Consider the following 25867-nt stretch of genomic DNA (forward strand, 5'->3'; position numbering starts at 1 on the left):
GCTCAATGATTGGTTCTATTGTGCTTGCTGCTGTTTGATCGCCTGGGCGCGCGCCGCGCTGGCAATCTCCCGCAGCACGTAATCCGGCGGCATGACATAGCCGAGAACTTTTTCTTTCGGGTAGGACGACTGCCGCACCATGTTGCCGCTGTTGCCGGAAATCAGGATCGGATTGCCCTGGCCGTCGGTGCCTCGCACAATGCCGACATGGCCATTCTGCGGGCCGCCGCGCTTGAGGATGGCGATGGCACCGACGCGCGGGCCGTCGAGCTTCTTGCCGAATTCCAGGAACGAACGCGCAGCGCGCGATTGCGTACCCTTGTTGCCACCGGCTTTCTTGATGACGAAGTTCATGAAGTCGGCGCACCACAATTGCGCCGGCAGACCGAGTTGCTTGGCGTTGGCGCCGCGATAGCGCAACGCTTCCAGCAACAGGCTGGCGCCACCGGGTACCTGGGCCGCCTGGTCTGCGGCTTCGGCGCGGCTGCGCGAGATAGTCTCAAGCGGCTCGGTGTTGGCAAAGCGGTCGTTGCGTTTCGCTGTCGCGGCGAAAGATGTCGATGCAATGCAGACGGTCAGACTGCAAACGAGACTTGCTGCGATCGATCGTTTCATGGCGGCTCTCATCCGGACTATCGGCTACCGGGTTTCCTTCTTGTCGATTAACGAATTGCACCGTCGATGCGCCATTCATCATCGCGTATAAACAATTCCAATACCCTACGCTCACTGCAAGATTTCCCGGCGTCTTGTTTCGTACGCTTTGTGGATGTGGTTAATTTGCGCGGCGCGTTGCGTCGTTTTGCGACACATCGGGCGCATTCGATAAAATTTTAAATGAAGTTCCGCTGAGGTCAGCGGATGTAATAGGCGATGGGCACGACCACCGGGATGTAGCTGCCATGCACTTCGTCCGGCGGCGGTGGCAAAGGCGAAGCGCGTTCGATCATTGCCAGCGTCTCACGGTCGAGCACATTGGAGCCGGACGAGGCGACAACGCGGGCATTGTGGACGCCGCCGCTGCGGTCGACGCTGAAGGCGAGCCGCACCACGCCGCGATCGCCGCGCGATTGGGCGTCGGAGGGATAGCGCTTGTAGCGCTCAAGGCGAGAGATAACGCGCGAGGTCCAGTTCGGCAGGGCGTTGGAGTCCCGGGCAGCGCCAGCGCTGGGGGCCGCGGCGCGCGGTGCCACTTGGTCGGCGGCGCTGGGTGCCGAAGCCAGGCTTGCCTGCCGCGGGCGCGGTTTCTTGCGCACCTCTTTCTTTTTCTCGTCCTTTTTGTCCTCGGTCTTCTGGACCGGGCGGGGCGGCGGCAGCAGGGATATCTCGGCCTTCGGCTCCGGCGTAACATCGGACGGCTTATCCGGCTCATCCTCAGCCTTGGCAACCTCAACCGGCTTCTCCGGCTCCGGCTGAGGCGGCTTCTCGACGACCTCTTCTTCCGGCTTGTCCGGTGTCTTCTGCTCGCCGCTCTGGAATTGGCGCGCGACGGTGTCGGGCGGCAGGTCGGTTTCCGTGGTCTGGGGCGCCACGGCAATCGGCGCCAGGTCGATCATGACCACAGGTGCGTTCGCGGCCTGATCGGACACCGGCTGCCAGTGAGAGAGGAGAACGGCAGCACCCGCGAAGTGAATGCCGAGCGCCGCGACAAAGCAGACGCTCCAGCGCAAGGTTGCGGGCACGCGGCGCATCATGGCGCCACCGGTGCAGCTTCGAGCCCAACCAGCGCGACATGCAGGTAGCCGGCGCTGCGCAGCTCGTTCATCAAAGTCATCAGTTCGCCATAGGGGACGGTCTTATCGGCGCGCAGAAAGACGCGCTGCTGCTTGTCGCCGGAGGTCGCCCGATCAAGCGCGGTGGCCAGCGCCGCCCGCGGCATGTCGTCATTGCCGAGGGCGAGCGACAGGTCCTGCTTGAGCGTCAGGAACAACGGTTTGTCGGGGCGCTGCGTCTTCTCCGCATTGGCGGCGGGCAGATCGACCGAGACATCGACGGTGGCCAGCGGCGCCGCGATCATGAAGATGATCAGCAGCACGAGGATGACATCGATGAACGGCGTGACGTTGATCTCGCTGATCTCGCTCAGCCCTTCGTCGCCGTGGTCGAGACGCACAGCCATGTCTGCCTCACTCGGCGGCCGCGACGCCGCGGCGGCGGCGATCGAAGGCGCCGCGTTCGATTTCGCGGCTGACGAGGCGCATGATCGAAGCCGCGGCATCGGCGTTGAGTGCGCGATACCCGGCGATCCAGCGCGAGAAGAAGTTGTACATCACCACCGCAGGGATGGCGGCGACGAGGCCGAGCGCGGTCGCAAGCAGCGCTTCTGCAATGCCCGGCGCCACGACGGCGAGATTGGTGGTCTGCGCCTTCGAGATACCGATAAACGAATTCATGATTCCCCACACCGTGCCGAACAGGCCGACGAAGGGCGCGGTGGCGCCGATCGTGGCCAGGATGCTGGTGCCGCGCATCATCGCGCGCCCGGCAGCGGCTTCGACGCGTTCGAAGCGCGAGGCAATACGTTCCTTGACGCCGTCGGGCGACAGCGGATGCGGCGCGACTGCGTCTGACGACAGTTTCAGTTCGGCGTCGGCCTCGCGCACAAGCCGCGCGACGCCGCTGTCGTTGGCCGGAAAGGCGGCGGTGGCGTCGTCCCAGCTACGCGCGCCGCCGAGTGCCTTGATGCCGCGTCGCAGCTTGCCGCTCGCTAGCATCAGTTCCAGCAATTTGGCGAGCCACACCGTCCAGGTCAGGACCGAGGCGAAGGCCAGCCCGATCATCACCGCCTTCACGACAATATCGGCGGCCATGAACATGCCCCATGGCGACAAGTCGCGTGGCAGGGTCACGATCGGAGCGGCGGCCAATGACGGCGCCGGTGTCGCCGCGACGTTGGGAACGGGGCTGGCTGGCGTCGTAGCCGGTTCTGCCGGGCTCGCGGCCGGCGGCGCGGTGGGCGTCTGGGCCGGGGAGATGGTGGGAAGGATCACGGTCGCGGCCAGCAGAAATGCCGCTACGCCACAATGCCGCATGAATGCCGGCTTCGCTCGCTTCGGGTATTCGATCACGATCATTTCCATACAGTCGGGCGGCTGGCCTGTCTGGCCGGCGTCCTGTCCACAGTCACCATATCCCGCCGGTCGCCGCGACCCTATAGGAGCATTTGGGCGGTGCAACCGGAAAACGCCCGCGCAGCACAGATTTTAGTTATTCAAATCAATCGTTTAGAAGCTTTCAAAGCTGCAGAAGCTGCACTGCCGGCAATGCGCTGGTGCCCGTAAGGCGAGCATCGTTTGTCGGCTGTTCTGTTATCGTGGCAAGGGTTACGAGGAGACTCGTGCCAAGGGGCGCCCCAAGCCGCGCTCATGAACAAGTCAGAAACGCCCAGGAAACCACCCTATGTCTTATTCGATGTCGCAAAACCTGATTCCGATCTGCGTAACCGGGCTCAACGCCCTGTCCGGAGTGCTGGACAAGGCTGTCGCCCAAGCCGCGGCGAAAAAAGTGGATCCATCGGTGCTGCTCGGCTGGCGGCTGGCGCCCGACATGTTCGCGCTCACCCGGCAGGTCCAGGCGGTCTGCGACCAAGCCAAGAACGGTGCGTCGCGTCTTGCCAGCATCGACCCGCCGAAGTTCGAAGACACTGAAACCACAGTCGAGCAACTCAAGGAGCGTATCGCCCGCACGGTGGCGCACATCAAGTCGCTGGACGCCGCGGCGATCGACGCCTCATCGGCGCGCGAGATCATGTTTCCGCTGGGACCGAAGAAGGGGAAGATGAAGGGTGTCGACTATCTCAATCACTTCGTACTGCCGAACTTCTTCTTTCATCTCACCGCGTGCTACGCGATCGCTCGCAATTTCGGCACGGACCTCGCCAAACGCGATTTCCTCGGCGCCATCCCGCTGACCATGGTTGAATAAGACGCTGGAATCAAAACCGCCCCGGAGGATGTCCGGGGCGGTCCTGTCCGTTTGTCCGAGCGACGGCAGTTTATTCGCGGTAGGAGACCCGCGAACCGCCTTCGTAGCCGCCCGAGTAGCGAGCGCCGCCTTCGGGACCGCAGTTGCAGTTCACGCCGCGGACCTGACGCACCTCGTTCACGACACGGGTGCCGCCTTGAACGTAACGGTTGACCGTTTCGTTGCGGTGCTCCGTGCGATACTTGTTGGTGGTGTTCACCTTGTGCAGCGTGATGTTGCGGACCACCGTGTTTTGACGATGGACAACGACTTCACGATTGACCACCGGCCGGACGTGAACGACCAGTCGGTTTTCCTGACGCAGGTGAGTCCGCTTCACTTCGCGGGTGTGATCGACGTAGCGAACGCGGGTGTTGACCTGCGGCGCTCCACGAACAACGCGCTTGGTGTTGTACTCGGAATCCGGTTTGCGACAGTTGCAAACCGGATCGTAGTAGGTACCGGCGGAAGCGGGTGTCGGGACGATCGTCGCCAATCCGATCACCAGCAGAGCGCCGCCGATGAGTGAGTTGAGGTGTTTCATTCTGGTACGCCCCGTTAACCATATAAGTGATGCCGCCGCTTAATGTTTTCGGCCTGTTAACCATGTTTGTAAAGTGGAATTTTAACGGGCGTGACGAGAACGAATTCGTTTTTCAATAAATGGTGGGGAACCTGCGGCAAAGTCGACGTCAGTGCTATTGCTTGTGGATGATGTCGACGCCCGTTTGCTGGCGCTTGAGTGGAGCTGCGCGCGGTGCCGCAATGAAGTCTAATGCGCCGGCGATTGTTCGGGCTGACGTTGCAGCAAGCGTTGTCTCATTCTGGCACTAAGACGCGTTTGAATGCGTCGCGGTCGGCAGCCCGCCTTGGTCGAATAACAGATCGAACCTTTGTAGTGCGGCGCCACAAATGAAAAGGGCCGCCACGATAGTGGCGGCCCCAGCGCGCACAAACCGGCGTTATTTCTTCTTCTTGGCCTTCTTCATTTTCTTGGCCTTGGCGGGTTTGCACTCGCCCGGCTTCGACACCTTGGCACCATCCTTCACGGCGTAGCAGGCGTTGGCATAAGTGAACTTCATGCCGCCCTTGACGGCACAGACCGGCTTGTACGGACCGAAGCAGAAGATGGGCGTGGGCGCAGGAGCGGCTGCGGCCTTCTTCTTGCCCTTGGCTTCGCTGGGCATCGCCGACCCGACGACGAGAACGATGGCCGCGGCGGCGACAGCGGCGGCATATCCAAACTTGCTGATCTTCATTTTTTGATTCCTCCCCCACGAAAATGTGGCGGTAAATCGTATTACATCGCCGGTCGAACGGTTCGGTATCGCCGCGCGTCATAGGGACGCGCTGCCCCCGTTGCCACATTCATCGGCCGTTCAGGAAAGGAATGCCTTCGCTGGATCAACCTTGGGCGCGGCTGATTGCGGCCAGGATGGCGGCGCGGTCCTTGTCGAGCGTCGCGCGCACCGCGTCGGTCTTGCCAAGCCGTCCCATTGCGCGTTGGTGCGCCACCGTGCCTTCGGCCATCAGCGGCTCAAGGCCCAGCTCGCGCAATGTTGCGGCGGATTCTTCCATCTCCGCGGCGCGGCGTTCGCCGTGGCTGGCCATGCGCTCGAGATTGTAGGTTGCGGTCTCTTGCCAGTCGATGCCTGGGTAATTGTTCTTCAGCGATACCGTCACTTCTTCCAGCAGGTCGGCGCGTTCGGCAGCCAGGAAGCATTCATAGGTGAGGGCTTCGATGCCCTTGATCATGACGCTGCGGATCATCTTGATCGCGGCCGCCTTGCCGGTCACGTCGCTGACGATCTTGAGCTGCATCGTCAATTCGGAGAGCAAAGGCGCGATTGCTTCGGCATGCGGGCCGGCGATCAATAGGGGAGTCCGGTGGCGCTTGGGATGGATCGGCGCGATCACCGCGACATCGACATAGCGCGCCTTGCCAACCAGCAACTCCGCGGTCGCGATTTTGCGGCCAGGTGAGACCGAGTTGATGTCGAGGTAATAGGGATTGCCCGACAGATGCGGAACGATCGATTGTGCGGCTTCAAGGCTCGAGGCCGCCGTTACCGTTGCGATGATCACGTCGCTGTCGGCGACGGCATCGGCCGCCGAAGTGGCAAGGCGTATGCCGGCTTTGGTGCCTGCGGCTTTAAGCTTGTCGCCTTCGGGCTTGAGAAACAGGATGTCCCAGGCCGCGATATCCGTAACGCCTTCGTCGCGCAGACCGGAAGCGATGGCCTGTCCGGCCTCGCCGAAACCGATGAAGGCAATGCGTGGGGTGTTGCGACGTGTCATGAGGCCTGCTCCTTCACGTCGATCCTACAACATATCGAGCGGCGTGGCGCGTTTCGGCGGCGGGAAGCGGGCGTCGAGCGCTGTCAGGTCCTCGGCTGTGAGTTTGAGATCGAGCGCGGCGATGTTGTCGTCGAGGTGTTTGAGGTTGGTCGCCTTGGGGATGACGATAATGTCCGGCTGGCGCAGCAACCAGGCCAGAGCGACCTGCGCCGGACTGGCATCATGGCGCTGCGCGACCTGCTTGAGCGTTGTATCGCCTAGCATGCGCGCCTGCTCCAACGGCGAATAGGCCATGACCGGAATGCCGCTCTCGCGGCAGAACGGCACGAGATCGAATTCGATGCCGCGGCGTGTCAGATTGTAGAGCACCTGATTGGCGGCGCACTCACCGTTGCGGTCGAGCGTCGCGAGCTCGCGCATGTCGTCAATGTCGAAATTGCTGGCGCCCCAGTCGAGGATCTTGCCGGCGGCTTTCAAATCCCGGAACGCAGCGATAGTTTCGCTGAGCGGCTCGCCGCCGCGCCAGTGCAGCAGATAAAGGTCGATGCGATCGGTCTTGAGCCGCTTCAGGCTGCGCTCGCAGGCGGCGATAGTGCCGCGCTTTGAGGCATTGTTCGGCAACACCTTGCTGACGATGAACAATTCATCGCGGCGGGCGCCAACCGCTTCGGCGACGATGGTCTCGGCTTCGCCATCACCATACATCTCCGCGGTGTCGATCAGCGTCACCCCGCGCTCGACCGCTGCACGCACGGCTTTGACTTCATCGGCGCGGACGCGGGCGCTTTCACCCATGCGCCAGGTGCCGACACCGAAGACCGGCATGGCACGGCCGGAGGGCAAGGGCAGGGTGGGGATGGTTTTCATGCCGGCGTTATACGCAATTTGCGGCTTGCAGATAACGCCCTGCCGGCATCACTTGTGCGCGACCTCCGGCGTTCCATGGGTATGGAACGACTCGATGGTCTTGAGGCCCCAGGCTTGGCCCTTCTTGCGCTCGTCCTCGGTCCAGGTGATTGGCTTCCAGTCCGGCGCCAGAATAAGCCTTGCGCCCGCATTCGCCACTTCGACGCGGTTGCCGCCCGGCTCATAGACATACAGGAAGAAGGTCTGCTGCACTGCGTGCTTGTGTGGGCCGGTCTCGATGAACACGCCGTTCTCGAGGAACACGTCTGCGGCCAGCAGGATCTCCTCGCGCGAGTTCATCGCATAAGTGATGTGATGGAAGCGGCCCGGCACGCCGGTTGCGTCGCGCGTGTAAGCGAAGTCGTAGGACTTGTTGGTAGCGGTCAGCCAGATGCCGGCTTCGCGGCCGTCATTGAGCACGATGCGTTCGGTAAGGCGGAAGCCGAGATACTTCTCGAAGAACTCGCGGCATTCCGAGAGATTGACCGCAAGGCCGTTCCAGTGATCGAGACGGCGCGGGTTGATGCCGCGACCGGGGAAGCGCTGCGGCTGGTTTTTCAGGGACGGCTTGAGCTCGGGCGGCGCCTCATACCATTCGGTTTCGTAATAGAGTTCGATGACATGGCCGTCGGGGTCCTTGCAGACGAAGGTCTTGCCATGGCCGAGATCGCCGTCGGTCCAGCCGATCTCGAACGGCGTGCCTTTCAGCGCCGCCGCGCGGCGCTCCAGCGCCTGCGGCGAGCGGGTACGATAAGCGACGTGCTTCATGCCGTTGGTCTTGGCGGCGGTGAGCTTGAGCGAATAGCGTTCGTAATCGTCATAGGCGCGAAGATAGACGCTGTCGCCTTTTTCGCCGGCAATGGTCAGGCCGAAAATCTCGGTGAAGAAACGCACGCTCTTGTCGAAGACCGGCGTCATCAGTTCGAGATGACCGAGATGGGCGATGTCCATGATCGGTTCAGGCGGATACTGGTTGTCGGCCACGGAGCGTCTCCCTTTATTGTCGCGGTCTTTTAGCGGCGTTCGAACGCCAGCACCAGATTATTGGCCGGCATCTCGATCGTTTTGACCAGGGTCAAATCATTCGTCGCCGCAAGCGCTGTGACAGCTTCGAGATCGCGTACGCCCCAGGCGGGATTGCGCCCGCGCAGAGAGGCATCGAAGGCTTCATTGCTCGGCGCGGTGTGGGCGCCGTCCCGCCTGTAGGGGCCGTACATGATGAGATGTCCGCCCGCTTCGAGGTGGTGGCCGGCGCCGCGCACGAGGTTCTGGGCGACGGTCCAGGGCGCAATATGAATGACGTTGAAGCAGAGGATGGTGGCGAGGGCACCGTCGTCCCATGGCCAATCCCGTTGCATCAGGTCGATGCTGCGCGGCGGCCGCAGATTCGGCAGGTTCACGGCGCGGTGCCAGGCTTCAATGGACGCGCGGTGCGAGTCCAGAATGTCGCTCGGCCAGAAGGTCAGATGGGGCAGGCGCGCTGCATAGGTGACGATGTGTTGACCGGTGCCGCTGCCGATTTCCAGCACCGCGCCGGACTTGGCCGCAAGCATGTCGCCAATGGCATCCCAGATCGGCTCGGCATTGCGATGGAAGGCCGGCGCATCGAGGCGACCGTCCTCGCCCGCGGGCGGCAACCCGCCTTTGCCGAATTCAAAGATCGGTTCGCTCATGGCGCCTCGCTGTCACGTGATGTACGCATACCTTCGTTCATCTTGTCCTGGGTGTCATCGCGGGCGAAAGTTGGACGTGGTTCAGTAATGGAGACAAGGCCATGACCGGGGCTCCCATATCGCGCGGCTTCCGTGGGCGCGGCGGCGGTACGAATAGCCGAGTTCCGCCGGGTCAGCATTTGGTTGAAGACTTTCCGGTGCTGTCCGCCGGCCCGACGCCGCCGGTTGATCTCGCGAACTGGCGGTTGTCGCTCGACGATGGCGATTCGCCGCTTGCCGAGTGGACCTGGCAGCAATTCCTCGCTTTGCCCCAAACCGATCTCACCGTCGACATTCATTGTGTCACCACCTGGTCCAAGCTCGACACCCATTGGAAAGGTGTGTCGATCGATACGCTGCTGGAAGCCGCCGGCCTGACCGAGCCGCCGCAGCCTTATGTGCTGGCGCATTGCGATGGCGGTTATACGACCAACATCCCGGCCGAGGATCTGCTCGATGGCAAGGCCATGATTGCTTTCGAATTCGAAGGTGAAGAGCTCGATCCCGAGCATGGCGGCCCGGCGCGGCTGTTGGTGCCACACCTTTACTTCTGGAAGAGCGCCAAGTGGGTACAGAAACTACAATTCGTTGATCCAGAGATTCCGGGCTTCTGGGAAGAGAACGGCTATCACATTTACGGCGATCCCTGGCGTGAGCAGCGTTATGACGGCGACTGAAACGGCCTCCGCGACCGCGCCGAAGAAGCAATGGCTCACCGCCACCGTGCGCGAGGTCATCGACGAGACGCCACGCGTTCGCAGCCTGGTGCTCGACGTGCCTGGCTGGCCCGGCCACCGCGCCGGCCAGCATGTTGACGTGCGGCTGACCGCTCCCGACGGTTATCAGGCCCAGCGCAGCTATTCGATCGCTTCGGCACCGGTCGAGAACGCCATCACGCTCACGATCGAGATGCTGCCCGATGGCGAAGTGTCTTCCTATCTCGCCGGCGAAGCTCGTGTTGGTGACATGTTTGAATTGCGCGGGCCTATCGGCGGCTACTTCGTCTGGACGCCCGATCTCGATGGGCCTTTGTTTCTCGTGGCTGGTGGTTCGGGCGTGGTGCCGTTGATGGCGATCCTGCGCGAGCGTGCGATCAGGAAGGCACCGCAACCGGCGACGCTGCTGTTTTCCTCGCGCAGCTACGAGGACATTATCTATCGCGCCGAACTGGACACGCTCGCGGGTGAGGGCAGCGGTCTCCGTATCTTCCATACTTTGACGCGCGGGGCGCCGGCCGGATGGACCGGGCAAACCCGTCGCATCGATGCAGGGATGCTCAGCGAAATCGGTTTTGCGCCGGGTCGGATGCCGCGCATTTTTGTCTGCGGACCGACGCCGTTGGTCGAAAGCGTGGCACGCACGCTCCGCGACCTTGGCCATAGCCCGAAACTGATCAAGACCGAGCGCTTCGGCCCGACCGGCCGCTAATTCGTCAAGAGCCCAAGTCCTGCCGGCCAACGTCATTTCGTCGATATGGCGAGGCACCCGGTATCAGTGTAGTATTGAAAAGTTCGAAATGGGGGGCTCCATGGTACTCGGACTGTCGATACCGACCTTCACGGTCATCCACGTCATCATTTCCTTGGTTGCCATCGCCAGCGGTCTGGTCGTGGTTTTCGGCATGATCGGTTCGCACCGATTGCCGAAATTGACTGCACTGTTCTGGGTGATGACCGTTCTCACGACCGTCACTGGTTTCATGTTCTTCCTGTCGCCGACCCAGGCCAAGGTTCTGACGCCGGCCGCGGCCACCGGCCTTGTCGCCACCGTTTTCTTTGTGCTCGGGCTGATCGCGCTTTACGGCAAGCATCTCTACGGCCGCTGGCGCTGGATCTACGCCATCTGCGTGACGATTTCGCTCTACCTCAACGTCTTCGTGCTGTTCACGCAGAGCTTCCAGAAGCTCAAGATCATCAATCCCGCGGGCCACCTCACTTCGACCGTGGGACCTCCGTTCGGCGGGTCGGTTGATTTCCATTTCGCCGTCGCGCAGGGCGCCGCGCTGCTGATCTTCGTGATGCTCGGCGTCATCGCGGCGTGGAAATTCCGCCGCGGGCCGGGCCTGGTCTGAGCCTACAACGCGGTCAACGCAAAGAAGCCGCCCGGCAGGGGGCGGCTTCTTCGTCTTTTGGAGAGGTAACGGCGGTTTACTTCAACTGTGTCGAAACACTGTTGAAGCTGGTGTTGAGCTGCGTGCCGATCGTGTTGACCATCACGATGATCGCGACCGAAATGCCGGCGGCGATCAGACCGTATTCGATGGCAGTGGCGCCGGATTGATCGGCAAGGAAAGACTTGAGGAGTTTCATTCGTACGCTCCGTTACTGACTGGGCGTAATTCTTCTACCGATTGCGTTAGTTCCCGAACAGGCACGCGTAATGGTTACAACAGGTTAGCCATAAGTGTTCGCTGGTGCGCGCTTCGATGTTTGATGCGTATTCGCGGCAAAATAATTGGCGAGTTGCGGTGACATTGTCCGCACTTTTCCGCCATTTGCATACAAATAGGATTTCACTGCCCAGTCTTGGCGTTTTTAGCGACATTGCTGCCTATTGTTTAATCAAGCGTCATTGACCGAAAACTAGGCAGCTCCGGCGCCTGGTCATTTATCGCCTGTCGGCCAATGCCTTACGCCGTTTGTGACGGCTTGGCATAGAGCTTGCGATCTTAATGCAGCGCGAAGAGTCGTCGCGATGACGCGCGCGTCAAACGCAGGGGATCTCAAAGAATGAATAACTCAGTGCATCCGGCCGCCACGCGGCCGACTGCCCGCAAGTGGCTCGCCGCCGCTGCGGGCCTTGCCATCGCGGCATCGGGAGCAATCTCGTCCGCTAGCGCTCAGGACACGATCAAGGTCGGCGTTCTTCACTCGCTCTCGGGCACCATGGCCATTTCCGAGACGACTCTGAAAGACACCGTCCTGTTCATGATCGATGAGCAGAACAAGAAGGGCGGCATCAACGGCAAGAAGCTTGAAGCCGTCGTCGTCGATCCGGCCTCGAACTGGCCGCTGTTTGCCGAAAAGGCGCGCGAGCTGATCGCGAAGGACAAGGTGGCGGTCGTATTCGGCTGCTGGACCTCGGTGTCGCGCAAGTCGGTGCTGCCGGTGTTCAAGGAGCTAAACTCGATCCTCTTCTACCCGGTGCAGTACGAAGGTGAAGAGTCCGAGCGCAACGTGTTCTACACCGGCGCCGCTCCGAACCAGCAGGCCATCCCGGCCGTCGACTATCTGATGTCGAAGGACGGCGGCGACGTGAAGCGCTGGGTGCTCGCGGGCACCGACTACGTTTATCCGCGTACCACCAACAAGATCCTCGAGGCCTATCTCAAGTCGAAGGGCGTCGCCGAAAGCGACATCATGGTCAACTACACGCCGTTCGGTCACGCCGACTGGCAGACCATCGTGTCGGACATCAAGAAGTTTGGTTCGGCGGGCAAGAAGACGGCGGTGGTCTCGACCATCAACGGCGACGCCAACGTGCCGTTCTACAAGGAACTGGGCAACCAGGGCATCAAGGCGACCGATATCCCGGTCGTAGCGTTCTCGGTCGGCGAAGAAGAGCTCGCCGGTCTCGACACCAAGCCGCTGGTCGGCCATCTCGCCGCCTGGAACTACTTCCAGTCGGTGAAGGACCCGGCCAATGCCAAGTTCATCAAGGATTGGCAGACCTACACCAAGAATCCGAAGCGCGTGACCAACGACCCGATGGAAGCCACCGTGATCGGCTTCAACATGTGGGTGAAGGCAGTCCAAAAGGTCGGCACGACCGACGCGGACAAGGTCATTGACGCCCTCCCGGGCATCGAAGCGCCGAACCTGACCGGTGGCATGTCGAAGATGCTGCCGAACCACCACATCACCAAGCCGGTGCTCGTCGGCGAAATCCGCGGCGACGGTCAGCTCGACGTGGTGTGGCAGACCAAGGGTCTTGTCCCGGGCGACGCCTGGACCGACTACCTGCCGGGCTCGAAGGATCTCGAGGCCGACTGGGTCACCCTCAAGTGCGGCAACTACAACACCGTCACCAAGAAGTGCGGCGGCTCGGGCTCGTGAGCCCGAACATCTGACGACGTGAAATCAACAGGGGAGGCGGCCTCACCGCCGCCTCCCGCTTCTTGCCTGACATGCCGGGGGTCGTGATCAACATGCGCGGGTTGTTTGATCGCATTGCAGTTCTGATTCTGTTTGCCGTTCTGATTGTCGTGGGCGCAAGCGGCGCTGCCACCAGTGCCTTGGCCGGGCCTTATGAAGAGGCTCTGCCGGGTTTTGTCGCCGACAGTTTCAGCGATACCGCAACCGCCATCGATCAGGCCGCCGCGTCCGGCAGCGCGCTCGCTGCGCCGCTGTTGCAGGCACTCAAGGACCAGCGCCTCCAGTTCAGCGCCGCCGAGAAGAAGGTCCTGATCAAGGCGCCGGACGGCAAGTTCATCGACGCTGCGACCGGCCAGCCTTTCGCCGGCACGGTCCCCGCCGATTTGAGCAATGTCCGTCTCAACAATCGTCTGCGCAATGTTCTCGATGCGGCGCTCGGCAGCCTGACCTTGATGGCGGCGGATCCGAACAAGCGTTACGACGCCGCGCAATCGGTGTTCAAGTCGCGCGATGCCGCCACGTTGCCGGCGTTGGAGAAGGCACTGGCCGCCGAGCAGAATGCGCGCGTGAAAGCGGCAATGATGCAGGCCAAGGCTGCCATCGCCATTATATCCGCCGACGCGCCGGCCGCCGACAAGATCGCGGCCATTGCCGTCGTTCGCGATCGCGGCGATCAGGACGCGATGGCGTTGTTGCAGACGATTCCCGCCAACGCGCCGCCCGACGTGCTCGCCGCCGTCACCGAAGCCAAGGCGAACATCGAGCGTAACCTTGCGCTCTGGGCCACCGTTCAAAATCTCTGGTACGGCCTGTCGCTCGGTTCGGTGCTGCTGCTCGCTGCCATTGGCCTCGCCATCACCTTTGGCGTCATGGGCGTTATCAACATGGCGCATGGCGAAATGGTCATGCTTGGGGCCTACACCACCTTCGTGGTGCAGGAAGTGATCCGCACGCGCTATCCCGGCCTGTTCGATTATTCACTGACCATCGCGCTGCCGCTCGCCTTCATCGTTTCCGGCACCGTCGGTATCGCCATCGAGCGCTCGGTGATCCGCTTTCTCTACGGCCGGCCGCTGGAGACGCTGCTCGCCACATGGGGTATCTCGCTGGTCCTGCAGCAGGCGGTACGCGCGGCCTTCGGCCCGACCAACAAGGAAGTCGGCAATCCGTCGTGGATGTCCGGTGCCTTCGATTTCGGCGGCATCCTCATTACCTATAACCGTCTCTGGATCATCGTCTTCACTGGAATCGTCTTTGTCGCGTTGCTCGGCATGCTGCGGTTCACGCGCCTTGGCCTCGAAATGCGCGCGGTGACGCAGAACCGCTCGATGGCCGCCGCCGTTGGCATTCGTACCGCAAGGATTGACGCGCTGACCTTTGGTCTTGGCTCGGGCATTGCCGGCATTGCCGGTGTTGCGCTGTCGCAGATCGACAACGTCTCGCCGAACCTGGGGCAGGGCTACATCATCGACAGCTTCATGGTCGTGGTGTTCGGCGGCGTCGGCAATTTGTGGGGTACGTTGGTCGGCGCGCTGACGCTCGGCATCGCCAACAAGTTCCTCGAGCCCTTCGCCGGCGCGGTGCTGGCCAAGATCGCGATCCTGGTCTTCATCATCCTGTTCATCCAGAAGCGCCCGCGCGGCATGTTTGCGCTCAAGGGCAGAGCTATTGAAGCATGATGCAAGCCCACCCGCTCATCCGCATGCTCGACCGCGGCTCGACGATTTTCCTCGTCCTGCTCGGCGCCTTCGCCATTGCGATTCCGGTGCTCAACCTGCTGGTGCCGGCAACGTCGAGCTTGCACGTCTCGACCTACCTTGTGGCGCTGCTCGGCAAGTACATCTGCTACGGTCTGCTGGCGCTCTCTATTGATCTCATCTGGGGCTATGTCGGCATTCTGTCGCTTGGCCACGGTGCCTTCTTTGCGCTCGGCGGTTACGCCATGGGCATGTATCTGATGCGCCAGATTGGCACGCGCGGCGTTTACGCCGATCCGATCCTGCCGGACTTCATGGTGTTCCTGAACTGGAAGGAGCTGCCGTTTTTCTGGTACGGCTTTCAGAACTTCGGCTACGCCATGTTCATGGTGCTGTTCGTGCCGGGGCTTCTCGCCTTTGTGTTCGGCTGGTTCGCCTTCCGCTCTCGCGTTACCGGCGTTTATCTGTCGATCATCACGCAGGCGCTGACCTATGCGCTGTTGCTCGGCTTCTTCCGCAACAATTTCGGCTTCGGTGGCAATAACGGCCTGACCGATTTCAAGGACATCCTCGGCTTCAACGTGCAGGCCGACGGCACGCGCAACGCGCTGCTGGTGATTTCGTGCCTGATGCTGGCGATCTGCTTCCTGATCTGCCGCGCCATCGTCACCTCGAAATTCGGCAAGGTGCTTGTGGCGATCCGCGATGCCGAGGCGCGCACGCGCTTCATGGGATATCGCGTCGAATCCTACAAGCTGTTCGTCTTCACCGTGTCGGCCTGCATGGCGGGTGTGGCTGGCGCGCTTTACGTCCCGCAGGTCGGCATCATCAATCCGAGCGAATTTGCGCCGGGCAATTCGATCGAAGCCGTGATCTGGGTTGCGGTTGGCGGTCGCGGCACGCTGATCGGCGCCGTGCTGGGCGCCTTCGTCGTCAATTACACAAAGACCTTCTTCACCACCGGTCTCTTGGCACCGTATTGGCTATTCGTGCTCGGCGGCCTGTTCATCGGCACGACGCTCTTCCTGCCGCGTGGCATTGTGGGTACCTGGACCCACTGGCGCGCTGGCGTGAAGGAGAAGAGCGAGGCGCGCCGTTCGGCCGAGGCCGAAGACGGCGCTATTCCCACGACGGGTTCGCCATCGACGCAGCCGGGCGCGGCGGAGTAGGGCACCATGACCGACGCCACATACAATTCAGAAACCACCTCGGCGCTGCTCTATCTGAACGGCATCAGCGTATCGTTCGACGGTTTCCGCGCGCTCAATGAGCTGTCCTTCGTCATCGAGCCTGGCGAGATGCGTGCGATTATCGGCCCGAACGGCGCCGGCAAAACCACGATGATGGACGTTATCACTGGCAAGACCCGGCCTGACACCGGCGATGTGTTCTTCGAGCAAGGAAAGTATGACCTTTCCACGCTCGACGAGACCGAAATCGCCACGCTCGGCATCGGCCGCAAGTTCCAGAAACCGACCGTGTTCGAGATGCACACGGTAGAGGACAATCTGCAGCTCGCGCTCAAGAACGATCGCGGCGTCAAGGCGACTTTGTTCTGGAAGTCATCGCCCGAGCAGGAGGCGCGCATCGACGAGGTGCTGGAGACGGTGCGCCTTAAAGCTCTGCGCCACCGCGTCGCCGGCTCGTTATCGCACGGTCAGAAGCAGTGGCTGGAGATAGCGATGTTGCTGGCGCAGGATCCCAAACTCCTGCTCGTTGACGAGCCGGTCGCTGGCATGACCGACGTCGAAACCATGCAGACCGCCGAATTGCTCCGCGAGATCAACCGGACCAAGTCGGTCGTCGTGGTCGAGCACGATATGGCGTTCGTGCGCGAACTCGGGGTCAAGGTGACGTGCCTGCACGAAGGTTCGGTGCTGGCCGAAGGCTCGATCGACCAGGTCTCGGCGAATGACCGGGTCGTGGAAGTGTATCTGGGCCGTTAGCGGAGAGGCGATTGCGATGCTCGAAGTCTCCAAGATCGATCTCTATTACGGCGCTGCGCAGGCGCTGCGCGGCGTCTCGCTGACAGCCGAGCCCGGCAAGGTGACCTGCGTGCTCGGACGCAACGGCGTCGGCAAATCGAGCCTGCTGCGCGCGCTGGTCGGGCAGCGGCCGGTGAAAAATGGTGCGATCCTGTTCGAGGGCAAGGACATCACGAAGCTCTCAACGGTGGAACGCGCGCGCGGGGGCATCGCCTATGTGCCACAGGGCCGCGAAATCTTCCCGCTGCTCACCGTGCAGGAAAACCTCGAGACGGGTTTTGCGCCGCTCGCCCGTGCGGACCGCAAGGTGCCGGACGATGTGTTCACCCTGTTCCCGGTGCTCAAGAGCATGCTTGGGCGCCGCGGTGGCGACCTGTCCGGCGGCCAGCAGCAGCAACTGGCCATCGGTCGGGCGCTGACCATGCGGCCGCGCCTGTTGCTGCTCGACGAGCCGACCGAGGGCATCCAGCCCTCGATCATCAAGGATATCGGCCGCGCCATCTCCTATCTGCGTTCGCTCGGCAATATGGCGATCATCCTGGTCGAGCAATATCTCGATTTCGCCCAGGAGCTCGGCGACCATCTTGTCGTCATGGACCGCGGTGCGATCGTGTACCAGAGCGACAAGGTGAACCTCGACGAGGGCGCGCTGCATCGCGCGATGGCGATTTGATGTATTGTCGTCCCCGCGACGCCGGAGAGTGGACTTGCCTACGGGGGTATCTCAGTCAGAGCGAACCTTCCTCGCCAACCGCGCCACCGGCCATATTGGCCTGTCGGTCGCGGCGGCGGGCGGTGTGACCCGGCGCGCGCGCGTCGACGAGCATGGCTCGCTGCGCGTGCGCTTTCCCAATTCGAGCGGCGATGCCCTTGAAGGCGTTATCGTCAACACCGGCGGTGGCATGACGGGCGGCGACCGCTTCACCGTCGACATGGCGGTGGGAGAGGGCGCCCATCTCGTCGCCGGCACTGCGGCGGCGGAGAAGATTTACCGCTCCTCCGGACCGGCGGCGGAAATGAACGTCACGCTGAAGGTGGCGGCCAGTGGGCGGCTGGCCTGGCTGCCGCAGGAAACCATCCTGTTCGACCGGGTGAAGCTTGCGCGCCGCATTGAGGTCGATGTTGCGGATGGCGGCTCGCTGATCATGGCGGAGGCCGTTGTGTTCGGCCGCGCCGCCATGGGCGAAGCGCTGAACGAAGGTTCGTTCAGCGACCGCTGGCGCGTGCGCCTCGGCGGCAAACTCGTTTATGCCGACACGGCGCGGCTTGATGGCGGCATCGCCGCGCAGCTTGGCCGGCGCGCGGTGGCGAATGGCGGCATTGCCATGGCGACGGTGTTGATTGTGCCCGGTGCCGAGGCCGCGCTTGAACAAGTGCGTGCGGTCGGCGACACTTTCGCCGCCGAGGTCGGCATCTCGGCATGGAATGGCATCGCCGTGGCGCGGCTCGTCGCGCCAGACGGCGCGGCGCTGCGGCGCGATCTGATCGCCGTGCTGGCCGCGCTCGGCACCTCCGTGCCGCGGCTTTGGTTACAATAGGTCCTTCCACTTTGAGGCAACGATGAATCTGACGCCCCGGGAAAAAGACAAGATGTTCATCGCGCTTGCCGCGATGGTGGCGCGCAAGCGGCTGGAGCGCGGCGTCAAGCTCAACCATCCGGAAGCGATCGCGCTGATTTCCGATTTCATCATGGAAGGCGCGCGCGACGGCCGCACCGTGGCCGAGCTGATGCGCGACGGCGCCCATGTCGTCACCCGGGCGCAATGCATGGACGGCATTGCCGAGATGATTCACGACATCCAGGTCGAAGCGACCTTCCCGGACGGCACCAAGCTGGTCACCGTCCATGATCCCATTCGTTGAAAGGACCCACACGATGAAGCGTCTTCTTTCCACCGCCGCTGTTCTTGTCGCCGGTATCGTGCCGGCGCTGGCCCATGTCGGCCACGGCGTAACCTCATCCTTCGCCGCTGGCGTCGCGCATCCGTTGTCCGGTCTCGACCATATCACCGTCATGGTGGCGGTCGGCCTGTGGGCCGCGCTGAAGGGCGGCAAGGCCTTGTGGGCCTGGCCGGTGGCGTTCGTTGGCGTGATGCTGGTCGGCGGCGCGCTCGGCATGGCTCATGTCGCGCTGCCCTTTGTCGAGCCGGCGATCCTGGCTTCCGTTGTCGCGCTGGGGCTTCTGGTGGCGCTGGCGGTCGATCTGCCGGTGGCGGTCGGCGCGGTGATCATCGGTGCCTTTGCGCTGTTCCACGGTCATGCGCATGGCGCCGAAGTCGGCGAGAACATGGGTGGCCTCGAATACATGGCGGGCTTCGCCATTGCCACTGCGGCGCTGCATGCGGCGGGCATTGCTTTCGCGCTGATCGCCGCGCGCAACAGCCTGCGGCCGCTGGTGCGCGTCGCCGGCGCGGTGTGCGTGGCGATCGGGGCGGGCCTTTACGCGGGAGTCCTCTGATGATCCCCGGCGAGATGTTCATCAAGGACGGCGAGATCGAGCTCAATGCCAAGCGCAAGACGGTGACGCTCACCGTTGCCAATTCCGGCGACCGGCCGATCCAGGTCGGCTCGCACTACCACTTCTTCGAAACCAACCCAGCCTTGAAGTTCGATCGCAAGAAGGCGCGTGGGATGCGGCTCGATATCGCTGCCGGCACGGCGGTGCGCTTCGAGCCGGGCCAGACGCGCGAAGTCACGCTCGTCGCGCTTGCCGGCAAGAAGACAATTTACGGTTTCCGGGGCGATGTGATGGGGAAGTTGTGAGCTTTCCAAAAGCCATAACGGGCGGACCGTCGTCCGCCCGTCTCAAGCTCTCGGATCCGCTTCCGGGCTACACGCGTGAGCGCGCCAACCGGTACCCAGTTACTGAGAGCCAGTGCCGGCAAGCTCGGACCACAAACACCGCCGTTAGGCTGCGCTCACGTTCCACGCCCGCTCCGGCCATGGCGACCATCCTTGTTCGGCGAAGCCAAAGAGGGATGACCTAGGCAAAGCGTATGCGCTGGCGGGCGCATGGCAAGGGCCTCAATTCGGCGGTTGATAACTCTGGGGATTAAACAATGGCTGTAAAAATCAATCGTCGCGCTTATGCCGACATGTTCGGCCCCACCGTCGGCGACAAGGTGCGGCTTGCCGACACCGATCTCATCATCGAGGTCGAGAAGGACTACACCGTCTATGGCGACGAGGTGAAGTTCGGCGGCGGCAAGGTGATCCGCGACGGCATGGGCCAGTCGCAGCTGACCAACAAGCAGGGCGCGGTCGACACCGTCATTACCAACGCGCTGATCCTCGATCACTGGGGCATCGTCAAGGCCGACATTGCCATCAAGGATGGCCGCATTCATTCGATCGGCAAGGCCGGCAATCCCGACATCCAGCCTGGCGTTACGATCCCGATCGGCCCCGGCACCGATGTGATCGCCGGTGAGGGGAAGATCATCACCGCGGGCGGCTTCGACTCGCACATCCATTTCATCTGCCCGCAGCAGATCGACGACGCGCTCTATTCCGGCGTGACGACCTTGCTTGGCGGCGGCACCGGTCCATCGCACGGCACCTATGCCACCACCTGCACGCCCGGCCCCTGGCACATCGGGCGGATGCTGCAGTCCTTCGATGCCTTCCCGGTCAATCTCGGCATTGCCGCCAAAGGCAACGCCTCGCGTCCTGCGGCGCTGGAAGAGATGATCAAGGCCGGCGCCTGCGCCATGAAGCTGCACGAAGACTGGGGCACGACGCCTGCCGCGATCGACAACTGCCTGAGCGTCGCCGAGAAATACGACGTGCAGGTGATGCTGCACTCCGACACACTCAATGAATCCGGCTTCGTCGAGGACACCATCAAGGCCTTCAAGGGCCGCACCATTCACGCCTTCCACACCGAGGGCGCCGGCGGCGGCCATGCGCCGGACATCATCAAGGTCGCGGGCCTCAAGAACGTGTTGCCGTCCTCGACCAATCCGACGCGGCCGTTCACCCGCAACACCATCGACGAGCATCTCGATATGCTGATGGTGTGCCACCATCTCGACCCGTCGATCGCGGAAGATCTTGCCTTCGCCGAAAGCCGCATTCGCAAGGAAACCATCGCGGCGGAGGATATCCTCCACGACATCGGCGCGCTGTCGATGATGTCGTCGGACAGCCAGGCCATGGGCCGCATCGGCGAGGTGATCATCCGCACCTGGCAGACGGCGGACAAGATGAAGAAGCAGCGCGGTTCGTTGCCCGGTGAGAAGGGCGACAATGACAATCTGCGCGCCCGCCGATACATCGCCAAATACACGATCAACCCGGCGATTGCGCAGGGCATGTCGAAGCACATCGGCTCGGTGGAGAAGGGCAAGCTCGCCGATCTTGTGGTCTGGTCGCCAGCCTTCTTCGGCGTCAAGCCGGACATCGTTATCAAGGGCGGCACCATCGTCGCCGCCGCGATGGGCGATCCAAACGCCTCGATCCCGACGCCGCAGCCGGTACACTACCGGCCGATGTTCGGCGCTTATGGCAAGTCGCTGACCGCATCGTCCGTGGTGTTCGTGTCGAAGGCCGCGGCGCGCTCGAACCTGCGCAAGCAACTCGGCTGCGAAAAGCAGTTCGTCGGCATCGACAACACGCGCAAGATCAACAAGAAGAGCATGGTGCTCAACGACGCCACGCCGAACATCGAGGTCGATCCGGAAACCTACGAGGTGAGGGCGGATGGCGAACTGCTGACCTGCCCGCCGGCCGAGAGCCTGCCGATGGCGCAGAGGTATTTTCTGTTTTGAGTCGCTCCGCTCCGCAGTCAACATTGTCATGGCCGGGGCAAGCCCGGTGATGACAGGCTAGTGTTCGTCTCATGCACCGTGTCCTGTCCATCGTCACCGAGTACGACCGCGCTTCCGCGCGCGACCGTGTCGTGCTCGATGCGGACGATCGCCATCGCCGTCGCATCGTGCTCACCGGCGAGAAAGGCACGCAGGTGCTGCTCGACTTTCCCGCGCCCGTCAGCTTGCGCGATGGCGATGGCCTCGTTCTCGAGGACGGTTCCATCATCGAGATTGCTGGTGCGCCCGAGCCGCTCATCGAAATTGCTGCGCCCAATGCCTTCGAGGCCGTGCGGCTCGCCTGGCATCTCGGGAACCGTCACACCGACGTGCAGATCGTCGGGGGCAAGGTGCGCATCCGCCGCGATCATGTGCTGGAGGACATGTTGCGCGGTCTCGGCGCGCAATTGACGCCGCTTGAGGCGGCATTCGACCCGGAACCGGCAAGCCCGCATGGGCATGGCCACGGGCATCATCATGGGCATGACCATGGATGATGTGGTGCGGAAGCGCTCTCTGTCGAAAAGCGCGAGACAAAATATCCGTTCAGAGCCCACGTCATCGGGCCATCTCCTCCGCGTCATGGCCTGGCTGTCGCCCGCATTTCCGGTCGGCGCTTTCTCCTATTCCAGCGGCATCGAGTGGGCCGTCGAAACCGGCGACATCAAGGACGCCGCTACGCTCAAGGATTGGCTCTCGGTGATGCTCGCCGACGGCGGCGGCTTTTGCGACGCCATTTTGTTCGCACAAGCTCATCGCGCGGTCCTGGGCAACGACGACCAGGCTCTGCACGATGTCGCCGAGCTTGCCGCCGCTTTCGCGCCGTCGAAGGAACGTCACCTTGAAACCACGGCACAGGGTAATGCCTTCATCGAGGCCGCGCGGGCCTGGCCCTGCGAGGCGCACGATAAACTCAAGTCCGTCTGGAGCGGCCCGGTTGCCTATCCGGTCGCGGTTGCCGTCACCGCCGCAGGTCACGGCATTGCTGTCGAGCAGGGGCTGCCGGCTTACCTCCATGCGCTGACGGCCAACTGGGTGTCGGCCGGCGTACGCCTCATTCCGCTCGGCCAGACGCAAGGATTGCATGTGCTGGCGGCGCTGGAGGGCGCGATCATCGCCACCGCGGAACGTTCCGTTCAAGCCTCGCTCGACGATCTCGGCTCGTCGGCCTTCCGCGCTGATTTGTCGTCGGCGCTGCACGAGACGCAGTACACCCGGCTATTCCGTTCGTAAGCCACAAGAGAAATGACCATGACAAATACCAAGAGCCCCCACGGTCCTTTGCGCGTCGGCGTCGGCGGTCCGGTCGGCTCCGGTAAAACGGCGCTGATGGACGCGTTGTGCAAGTCGCTGCGCGACAAGTACCAGATCGCCGCGATCACCAACGACATCTATACGAAATGGGACGCCGAATATCTGGTGCGCTCCGGCGCGCTTGCGGCGGACCGCATCGCCGGCGTCGAGACCGGTGGCTGCCCGCACACCGCGATCCGCGAAGACGCCTCGATCAATCTCGCCGCTGTCGCCGACATGCGGGCGAAATTTCCCGATCTCGACCTGATTCTGATTGAATCCGGCGGCGACAATCTCGCCGCGACTTTCTCGCCAGAGCTGGCCGACATCACCATTTATGTCATCGACGTCGCCGCAGGCGACAAGATTCCGTCCAAGGGCGGGCCCGGCATCACCCGATCCGATCTTCTTGTGATCAACAAGATCGATCTGGCGCCTTATGTCGGCGCTTCGCTCGACGTCATGGAGCGCGACGCCAGGAAGATGCGCGGCCAGCGGCCCTTCGTCATGACCAATATGCGCGAGGGCAAGGACGTCGCTGCGGTGGTTAAATTCATCGAGGAAAAAGGCGGGCTCGCCGCATAAAGAGGGCTTGAGAAAAAAAAGCGAGGCGCCAGTCGCGCCTCGCTTCGTGATGCATCGTCCTGACGTCTGCTAGCGATAGCGGCAGTGGCGGCGGCCCCAGTCATCGTGCCAGCACACGCGGCGGTCACGGTGGCGATAGCGACGTTCGTCGGCATTGGCGCCGACCGCGGCACCGGTCGTGCCGCCAATGATCGCGCCGACTGCGGCACCTTCGGCCCTGCCGGTTACCGCGCCGCCGATCACGGCACCCGCGCCGGCGCCAACAATCGCGCCGCCGACGGCGTTCTGGGCGCCCGCGCCAACCGGCATGGTTGCAAGGGCAGCCAAAGTCGCGGCGCAGAGAATTGCCTTGCGCATCGTTAGCCTCCACACTTGGTTGTCCTGAAGTCCGTTTAAATAACGTTGCCTCTGAAAGTTGGTTCCATGACACGACCCTCGGCGCACGAGCGCCTCTCCGCTGCTCTCGAACGCATCGACAATCCGCAAGGGGAGGGCGCGAAGGCCGTCCTCACGGTCTATCGCGAAGCCTCTCAGGCCGCGGCGGAGGCGAGCGATGCGCGCGCCCGTACCGGCACGCTGCTGGGACCACTCGATGGCGCCATCGTCACCGTGAAGGATCTGTTCGATGTCGCCGGCGACGTGACCCGTGCCGGTTCGAAAGTGCTGGCCGACGAGGGACATGTTGCCGAGCGTGATGCGGTCGTCGTGCAGCGGCTGCGCGCCGCAGGCGCCGTCATCGTCGGCAAGACCAACATGTCGGAATTCGCCTTCACCGGCGTCGGCGCCAATCCGCATTACGGCACGCCGGGTAATCCGGCCGACCGCGCCCGCGTGCCGGGCGGCTCGTCCGCCGGCGCCGGCGTCGCGGTGGGCGACGGCATGTGCGAGATCGGGGTCGGCAGCGACACCGGCGGTTCGGTGCGCATCCCCGCGTCGCTGTGCGGCATCGTCGGCTTCAAGCCGTCGCGGCAGCGCGTGTCGACTGTCGGCGCCTTTCCCTTGTCCTACTCGCTCGACTCGATCGGCCCGCTGGCGAAGTCGGTGGCGCAATGCGCCGAGGCCGATGCCGTGCTTGCCGGGGACGATCCGTGGACGCTCGATGCCGCGCCGCTTGCCGGTTTGCGCTTCGGCGTCGCGCAAGGATTGCCGCTGGAAAATCTCGACGACACCGTCGGGCGCCGATTTCCCGAGGCGCTGGACCGGTTGGAGAAGGCCGGCGTACATCTTACTTACGAGAAGTTGCCGCAGTTCGACGACATGATCGCGCTGCAGTCGCGCACCAGCATTCTGGTCGCCGAGGCCTTTTCGGTCCACAGCGAGCGCATGAAGGCGCGCAGCGCCGATGTCGATCCGATTGTCGCCGGCCGCCTGTCCAAGGGCGCCGATATTGCCGCGCATGACTACGTCAACGCCGTGCGCACGCGCCATGGGCTGATCGCGGCGATGGATGAGCGTCTGCGCGATATCGATGTGCTGGTTCTGCCCGCGACGGCGATCGTCGCGCCGCGTTTCGATGACATTGCCGAGCCGAAGGCCTTCATGCAGCGCAATGCCATGCTGCTGCGCAACACCACGATCGGCAATTTCTTCGATTTGTGCGGCGTGTCGCTGCCGCTGCCGCGCGACGGTCACTTGCCGGTCGGCCTGATGCTGCTTGCCCGCAACGGTCATGACCGCCAGTTGCTGCGCATCGCGGCCGCGGTCGAGAGGCTGTTCTCTTAAGGCCGCAACGCGTCCATCAGCGCGCGGTAGCGCGCTTCGCCGAGTTTGGCGAGCAGGCCGGATTCATGACGGTCGGCCAGGTTTCGGGCCTGCTTGAATGTCGCTTGCCCCCCCGCCGTCAACCGTAAGGCATGGCGGCGACCGTCGCCATTGGAGGGCAGGCGCTCGAGCAGGCCGCGACGTTCGAGGCGGTTGAGCAGTCGCACCAGGCGCGCGCGCTCGATGCCGAGGGTGTTGCCGAGTTCGATCTGCGACAGACCTTCATTGGCGTGGATCACGGCGAGCACCGAGAATTGCGCCGGACTGATTTCGATCGCCGCCAGGGTGCGGATGAAGTCCTGGAACACCCAGATTTGCAGGCGCCGCACGAAATAGCCGAGGTGGCCCTTGAGCGGTCCGATATCGCTCACCATCGGCGGGCTGCGGCGAGGGGTCGCGGACTTGGTCATGGGTTTGGCTCTCGCCCGGCTTCCTGCTTTTGCCGTGGCTGATTGAGCCATGGCCGCTTTGGCCTTGGCCACTTTCGCGGTGGCGGGCAGGGGCGATGCGGCGACTTTCTTTACCCGGGCAGGCTTTGCCGGCATGCCTTGCTCCCTCATGGCCCGCGTCGTTCTGATGGTGCGCTGGGCCGACAATGTTGTTGACGGGAATTGTTGTCCCAGTCAACAATATGTCGCAATTCGGCAAGCGGCCTTGTGCCGGCCCCAGGGCCGGCCCGGGACGCTTTCATGTACTTGTGGAAGCGGGGCAAAACCCGCCATCATCGAACGATCGAGCCGCTGTCGCGGCCAGGGGAGGAATACC

At 62.9% G+C, this 25867-nt stretch carries 31 protein-coding genes; 18 read left to right on the top strand and 13 right to left on the bottom strand.

The window, feature by feature from the left end; genetic code table 11:
* Positions 1–15: 15 nt before the first annotated feature.
* The 4 genes from DXH78_RS11135 to exbB form a co-directional block, all read right to left on the bottom strand.
* Entirely contained in the window at positions 16–615 is a 600-nt protein-coding gene (locus DXH78_RS11135; protein ID WP_168192779.1) for a TIGR02594 family protein, read from the bottom strand.
* A gap of 239 nt (positions 616–854) precedes the next feature.
* Entirely contained in the window at positions 855–1691 is an 837-nt protein-coding gene (locus DXH78_RS11140; protein ID WP_168192780.1) for an energy transducer TonB family protein, read from the bottom strand.
* Positions 1691–2119 carry a TonB system transport protein ExbD gene (gene exbD, locus DXH78_RS11145; protein ID WP_115517096.1) on the bottom strand — a complete coding sequence of 143 codons (429 nt, stop codon included), beginning with the start codon at positions 2117–2119 and terminating at the stop codon, positions 1691–1693. The genes DXH78_RS11140 and exbD overlap by 1 nt, the downstream gene beginning before the upstream one ends.
* A gap of 7 nt (positions 2120–2126) precedes the next feature.
* A complete protein-coding gene (exbB, locus tag DXH78_RS11150) occupies positions 2127–3080 on the bottom strand; it encodes a tonB-system energizer ExbB (protein WP_430727483.1) in 954 nt (317 codons plus the stop codon).
* 319 nt (positions 3081–3399) lie between these two features.
* Here exbB and DXH78_RS11155 point away from each other — a divergent pair, with 319 nt between their 5' ends.
* Positions 3400–3924 carry a DUF1993 domain-containing protein gene (locus tag DXH78_RS11155; protein WP_115517097.1) on the top strand — a complete coding sequence of 175 codons (525 nt, stop codon included), beginning with the start codon at positions 3400–3402 and terminating at the stop codon, positions 3922–3924.
* Positions 3925–3994: 70 nt separating this feature from the next.
* On the opposite strand, the gene DXH78_RS11160 is transcribed toward DXH78_RS11155, so the two are convergent.
* The 6 genes from DXH78_RS11160 to DXH78_RS11185 all read right to left on the bottom strand — a co-directional run bounded on the left by DXH78_RS11160 (position 3995) and on the right by DXH78_RS11185 (position 8840).
* Positions 3995–4507, bottom strand: a complete 513-nt coding sequence (locus DXH78_RS11160; RefSeq protein ID WP_115517098.1) for a hypothetical protein — start codon at positions 4505–4507, stop codon at positions 3995–3997.
* Positions 4508–4925: 418 nt separating this feature from the next.
* A complete protein-coding gene (locus DXH78_RS11165) occupies positions 4926–5222 on the bottom strand; it encodes a hypothetical protein (protein WP_115517099.1) in 297 nt (98 codons plus the stop codon).
* Between the two features lie 145 nt (positions 5223–5367).
* Positions 5368–6261, bottom strand: coding sequence for an NAD(P)-dependent oxidoreductase (locus tag DXH78_RS11170; protein WP_115517100.1), 894 nt, complete (start codon positions 6259–6261; stop codon positions 5368–5370).
* Between the two features lie 24 nt (positions 6262–6285).
* Complete coding sequence (locus DXH78_RS11175) at positions 6286–7128, bottom strand: aldo/keto reductase (protein WP_115517101.1); 843 nt, start codon at positions 7126–7128, stop codon at positions 6286–6288.
* A gap of 48 nt (positions 7129–7176) precedes the next feature.
* The gene (locus DXH78_RS11180; protein ID WP_115517859.1) at positions 7177–8118 is read right to left on the bottom strand and encodes a catechol 2,3-dioxygenase; all 942 of its coding nucleotides are present in this window, start codon (positions 8116–8118) and stop codon (positions 7177–7179) included.
* A gap of 62 nt (positions 8119–8180) precedes the next feature.
* The gene (locus tag DXH78_RS11185; RefSeq protein ID WP_115517102.1) at positions 8181–8840 is read right to left on the bottom strand and encodes a DUF938 domain-containing protein; all 660 of its coding nucleotides are present in this window, start codon (positions 8838–8840) and stop codon (positions 8181–8183) included.
* Between the two features lie 101 nt (positions 8841–8941).
* Here DXH78_RS11185 and DXH78_RS11190 point away from each other — a divergent pair, with 101 nt between their 5' ends.
* From DXH78_RS11190 to DXH78_RS11200, 3 genes are all read left to right on the top strand, one after another.
* Positions 8942–9556, top strand: a complete 615-nt coding sequence (locus DXH78_RS11190) for a sulfite oxidase-like oxidoreductase (RefSeq protein ID WP_115517103.1) — start codon at positions 8942–8944, stop codon at positions 9554–9556.
* Positions 9543–10307, top strand: a complete 765-nt coding sequence (locus DXH78_RS11195; protein ID WP_115517104.1) for a ferredoxin reductase — start codon at positions 9543–9545, stop codon at positions 10305–10307. Before DXH78_RS11190 ends, DXH78_RS11195 begins: the two co-directional genes overlap by 14 nt.
* A 100-nt stretch (positions 10308–10407) precedes the next feature.
* Positions 10408–10950, top strand: coding sequence for a hypothetical protein (locus DXH78_RS11200; RefSeq protein ID WP_115517105.1), 543 nt, complete (start codon positions 10408–10410; stop codon positions 10948–10950).
* Positions 10951–11026: 76 nt separating this feature from the next.
* Here DXH78_RS11200 and DXH78_RS11205 read toward each other — a convergent pair whose 3' ends face one another.
* Entirely contained in the window at positions 11027–11188 is a 162-nt protein-coding gene (locus DXH78_RS11205) for a Flp family type IVb pilin (protein ID WP_115517106.1), read from the bottom strand.
* Positions 11189–11608: 420 nt separating this feature from the next.
* Here DXH78_RS11205 and urtA point away from each other — a divergent pair, with 420 nt between their 5' ends.
* The 13 genes from urtA (at position 11609) to ureG (ending at position 23341) form a co-directional block, all read left to right on the top strand.
* A complete protein-coding gene (gene urtA / locus DXH78_RS11210) occupies positions 11609–12934 on the top strand; it encodes an urea ABC transporter substrate-binding protein (RefSeq protein ID WP_115517107.1) in 1326 nt (441 codons plus the stop codon).
* 71 nt (positions 12935–13005) lie between these two features.
* Positions 13006–14652, top strand: a complete 1647-nt coding sequence (gene urtB, locus DXH78_RS11215) for an urea ABC transporter permease subunit UrtB (protein ID WP_115517108.1) — start codon at positions 13006–13008, stop codon at positions 14650–14652.
* Entirely contained in the window at positions 14652–15839 is a 1188-nt protein-coding gene (gene urtC, locus DXH78_RS11220) for an urea ABC transporter permease subunit UrtC (RefSeq protein WP_115517860.1), read from the top strand. Before urtB ends, urtC begins: the two co-directional genes overlap by 1 nt.
* Positions 15840–15845: 6 nt before the next feature.
* On the top strand, positions 15846–16616 hold the full coding sequence (gene urtD, locus DXH78_RS11225) for an urea ABC transporter ATP-binding protein UrtD (protein WP_115517109.1): 771 nt from the start codon (positions 15846–15848) through the stop codon (positions 16614–16616).
* Positions 16617–16632: 16 nt separating this feature from the next.
* The gene (gene urtE / locus DXH78_RS11230) at positions 16633–17328 is read left to right on the top strand and encodes an urea ABC transporter ATP-binding subunit UrtE (RefSeq protein ID WP_115517110.1); all 696 of its coding nucleotides are present in this window, start codon (positions 16633–16635) and stop codon (positions 17326–17328) included.
* A 34-nt stretch (positions 17329–17362) separates the two neighbouring features.
* Positions 17363–18193, top strand: a complete 831-nt coding sequence (locus DXH78_RS11235) for an urease accessory protein UreD (RefSeq protein WP_115517861.1) — start codon at positions 17363–17365, stop codon at positions 18191–18193.
* Between the two features lie 22 nt (positions 18194–18215).
* The gene (locus DXH78_RS11240) at positions 18216–18518 is read left to right on the top strand and encodes an urease subunit gamma (RefSeq protein ID WP_115517111.1); all 303 of its coding nucleotides are present in this window, start codon (positions 18216–18218) and stop codon (positions 18516–18518) included.
* A 13-nt stretch (positions 18519–18531) separates the two neighbouring features.
* Complete coding sequence (locus DXH78_RS11245) at positions 18532–19113, top strand: HupE/UreJ family protein (RefSeq protein ID WP_115517112.1); 582 nt, start codon at positions 18532–18534, stop codon at positions 19111–19113.
* Positions 19113–19418 (top strand): urease subunit beta, encoded by a 306-nt coding sequence (locus DXH78_RS11250; protein ID WP_115517113.1) that lies wholly within the window; start codon positions 19113–19115, stop codon positions 19416–19418. Before DXH78_RS11245 ends, DXH78_RS11250 begins: the two co-directional genes overlap by 1 nt.
* A 296-nt stretch (positions 19419–19714) precedes the next feature.
* Positions 19715–21424, top strand: coding sequence for an urease subunit alpha (gene ureC, locus DXH78_RS11255; RefSeq protein ID WP_115517114.1), 1710 nt, complete (start codon positions 19715–19717; stop codon positions 21422–21424).
* Between the two features lie 71 nt (positions 21425–21495).
* Entirely contained in the window at positions 21496–21960 is a 465-nt protein-coding gene (locus DXH78_RS11260; RefSeq protein ID WP_115517115.1) for an urease accessory protein UreE, read from the top strand.
* Positions 21961–22045: 85 nt separating this feature from the next.
* Positions 22046–22696, top strand: coding sequence for an urease accessory protein UreF (locus DXH78_RS11265; protein WP_430727495.1), 651 nt, complete (start codon positions 22046–22048; stop codon positions 22694–22696).
* 18 nt (positions 22697–22714) lie between these two features.
* The gene (ureG, locus tag DXH78_RS11270) at positions 22715–23341 is read left to right on the top strand and encodes an urease accessory protein UreG (protein ID WP_115517863.1); all 627 of its coding nucleotides are present in this window, start codon (positions 22715–22717) and stop codon (positions 23339–23341) included.
* A 69-nt stretch (positions 23342–23410) separates the two neighbouring features.
* Here ureG and DXH78_RS11275 read toward each other — a convergent pair whose 3' ends face one another.
* Positions 23411–23698: a glycine zipper domain-containing protein gene (locus tag DXH78_RS11275; protein WP_115517116.1), complete on the bottom strand. Its 288-nt coding sequence runs from the start codon at positions 23696–23698 to the stop codon at positions 23411–23413.
* 66 nt (positions 23699–23764) lie between these two features.
* Here DXH78_RS11275 and DXH78_RS11280 point away from each other — a divergent pair, with 66 nt between their 5' ends.
* Complete coding sequence (locus tag DXH78_RS11280) at positions 23765–25063, top strand: amidase (protein WP_115517117.1); 1299 nt, start codon at positions 23765–23767, stop codon at positions 25061–25063.
* Here DXH78_RS11280 and DXH78_RS11285 read toward each other — a convergent pair.
* Complete coding sequence (locus DXH78_RS11285) at positions 25060–25512, bottom strand: MarR family winged helix-turn-helix transcriptional regulator (protein WP_115517118.1); 453 nt, start codon at positions 25510–25512, stop codon at positions 25060–25062. The two genes, DXH78_RS11280 and DXH78_RS11285, sit on opposite strands and share 4 nt — an antisense overlap.
* Positions 25513–25867: the final 355 nt, after the last annotated feature.

It is taken from the genome of Undibacter mobilis (assembly GCF_003367195.1).
Classification (GTDB): domain Bacteria; phylum Pseudomonadota; class Alphaproteobacteria; order Rhizobiales; family Xanthobacteraceae; genus Pseudolabrys; species Pseudolabrys mobilis.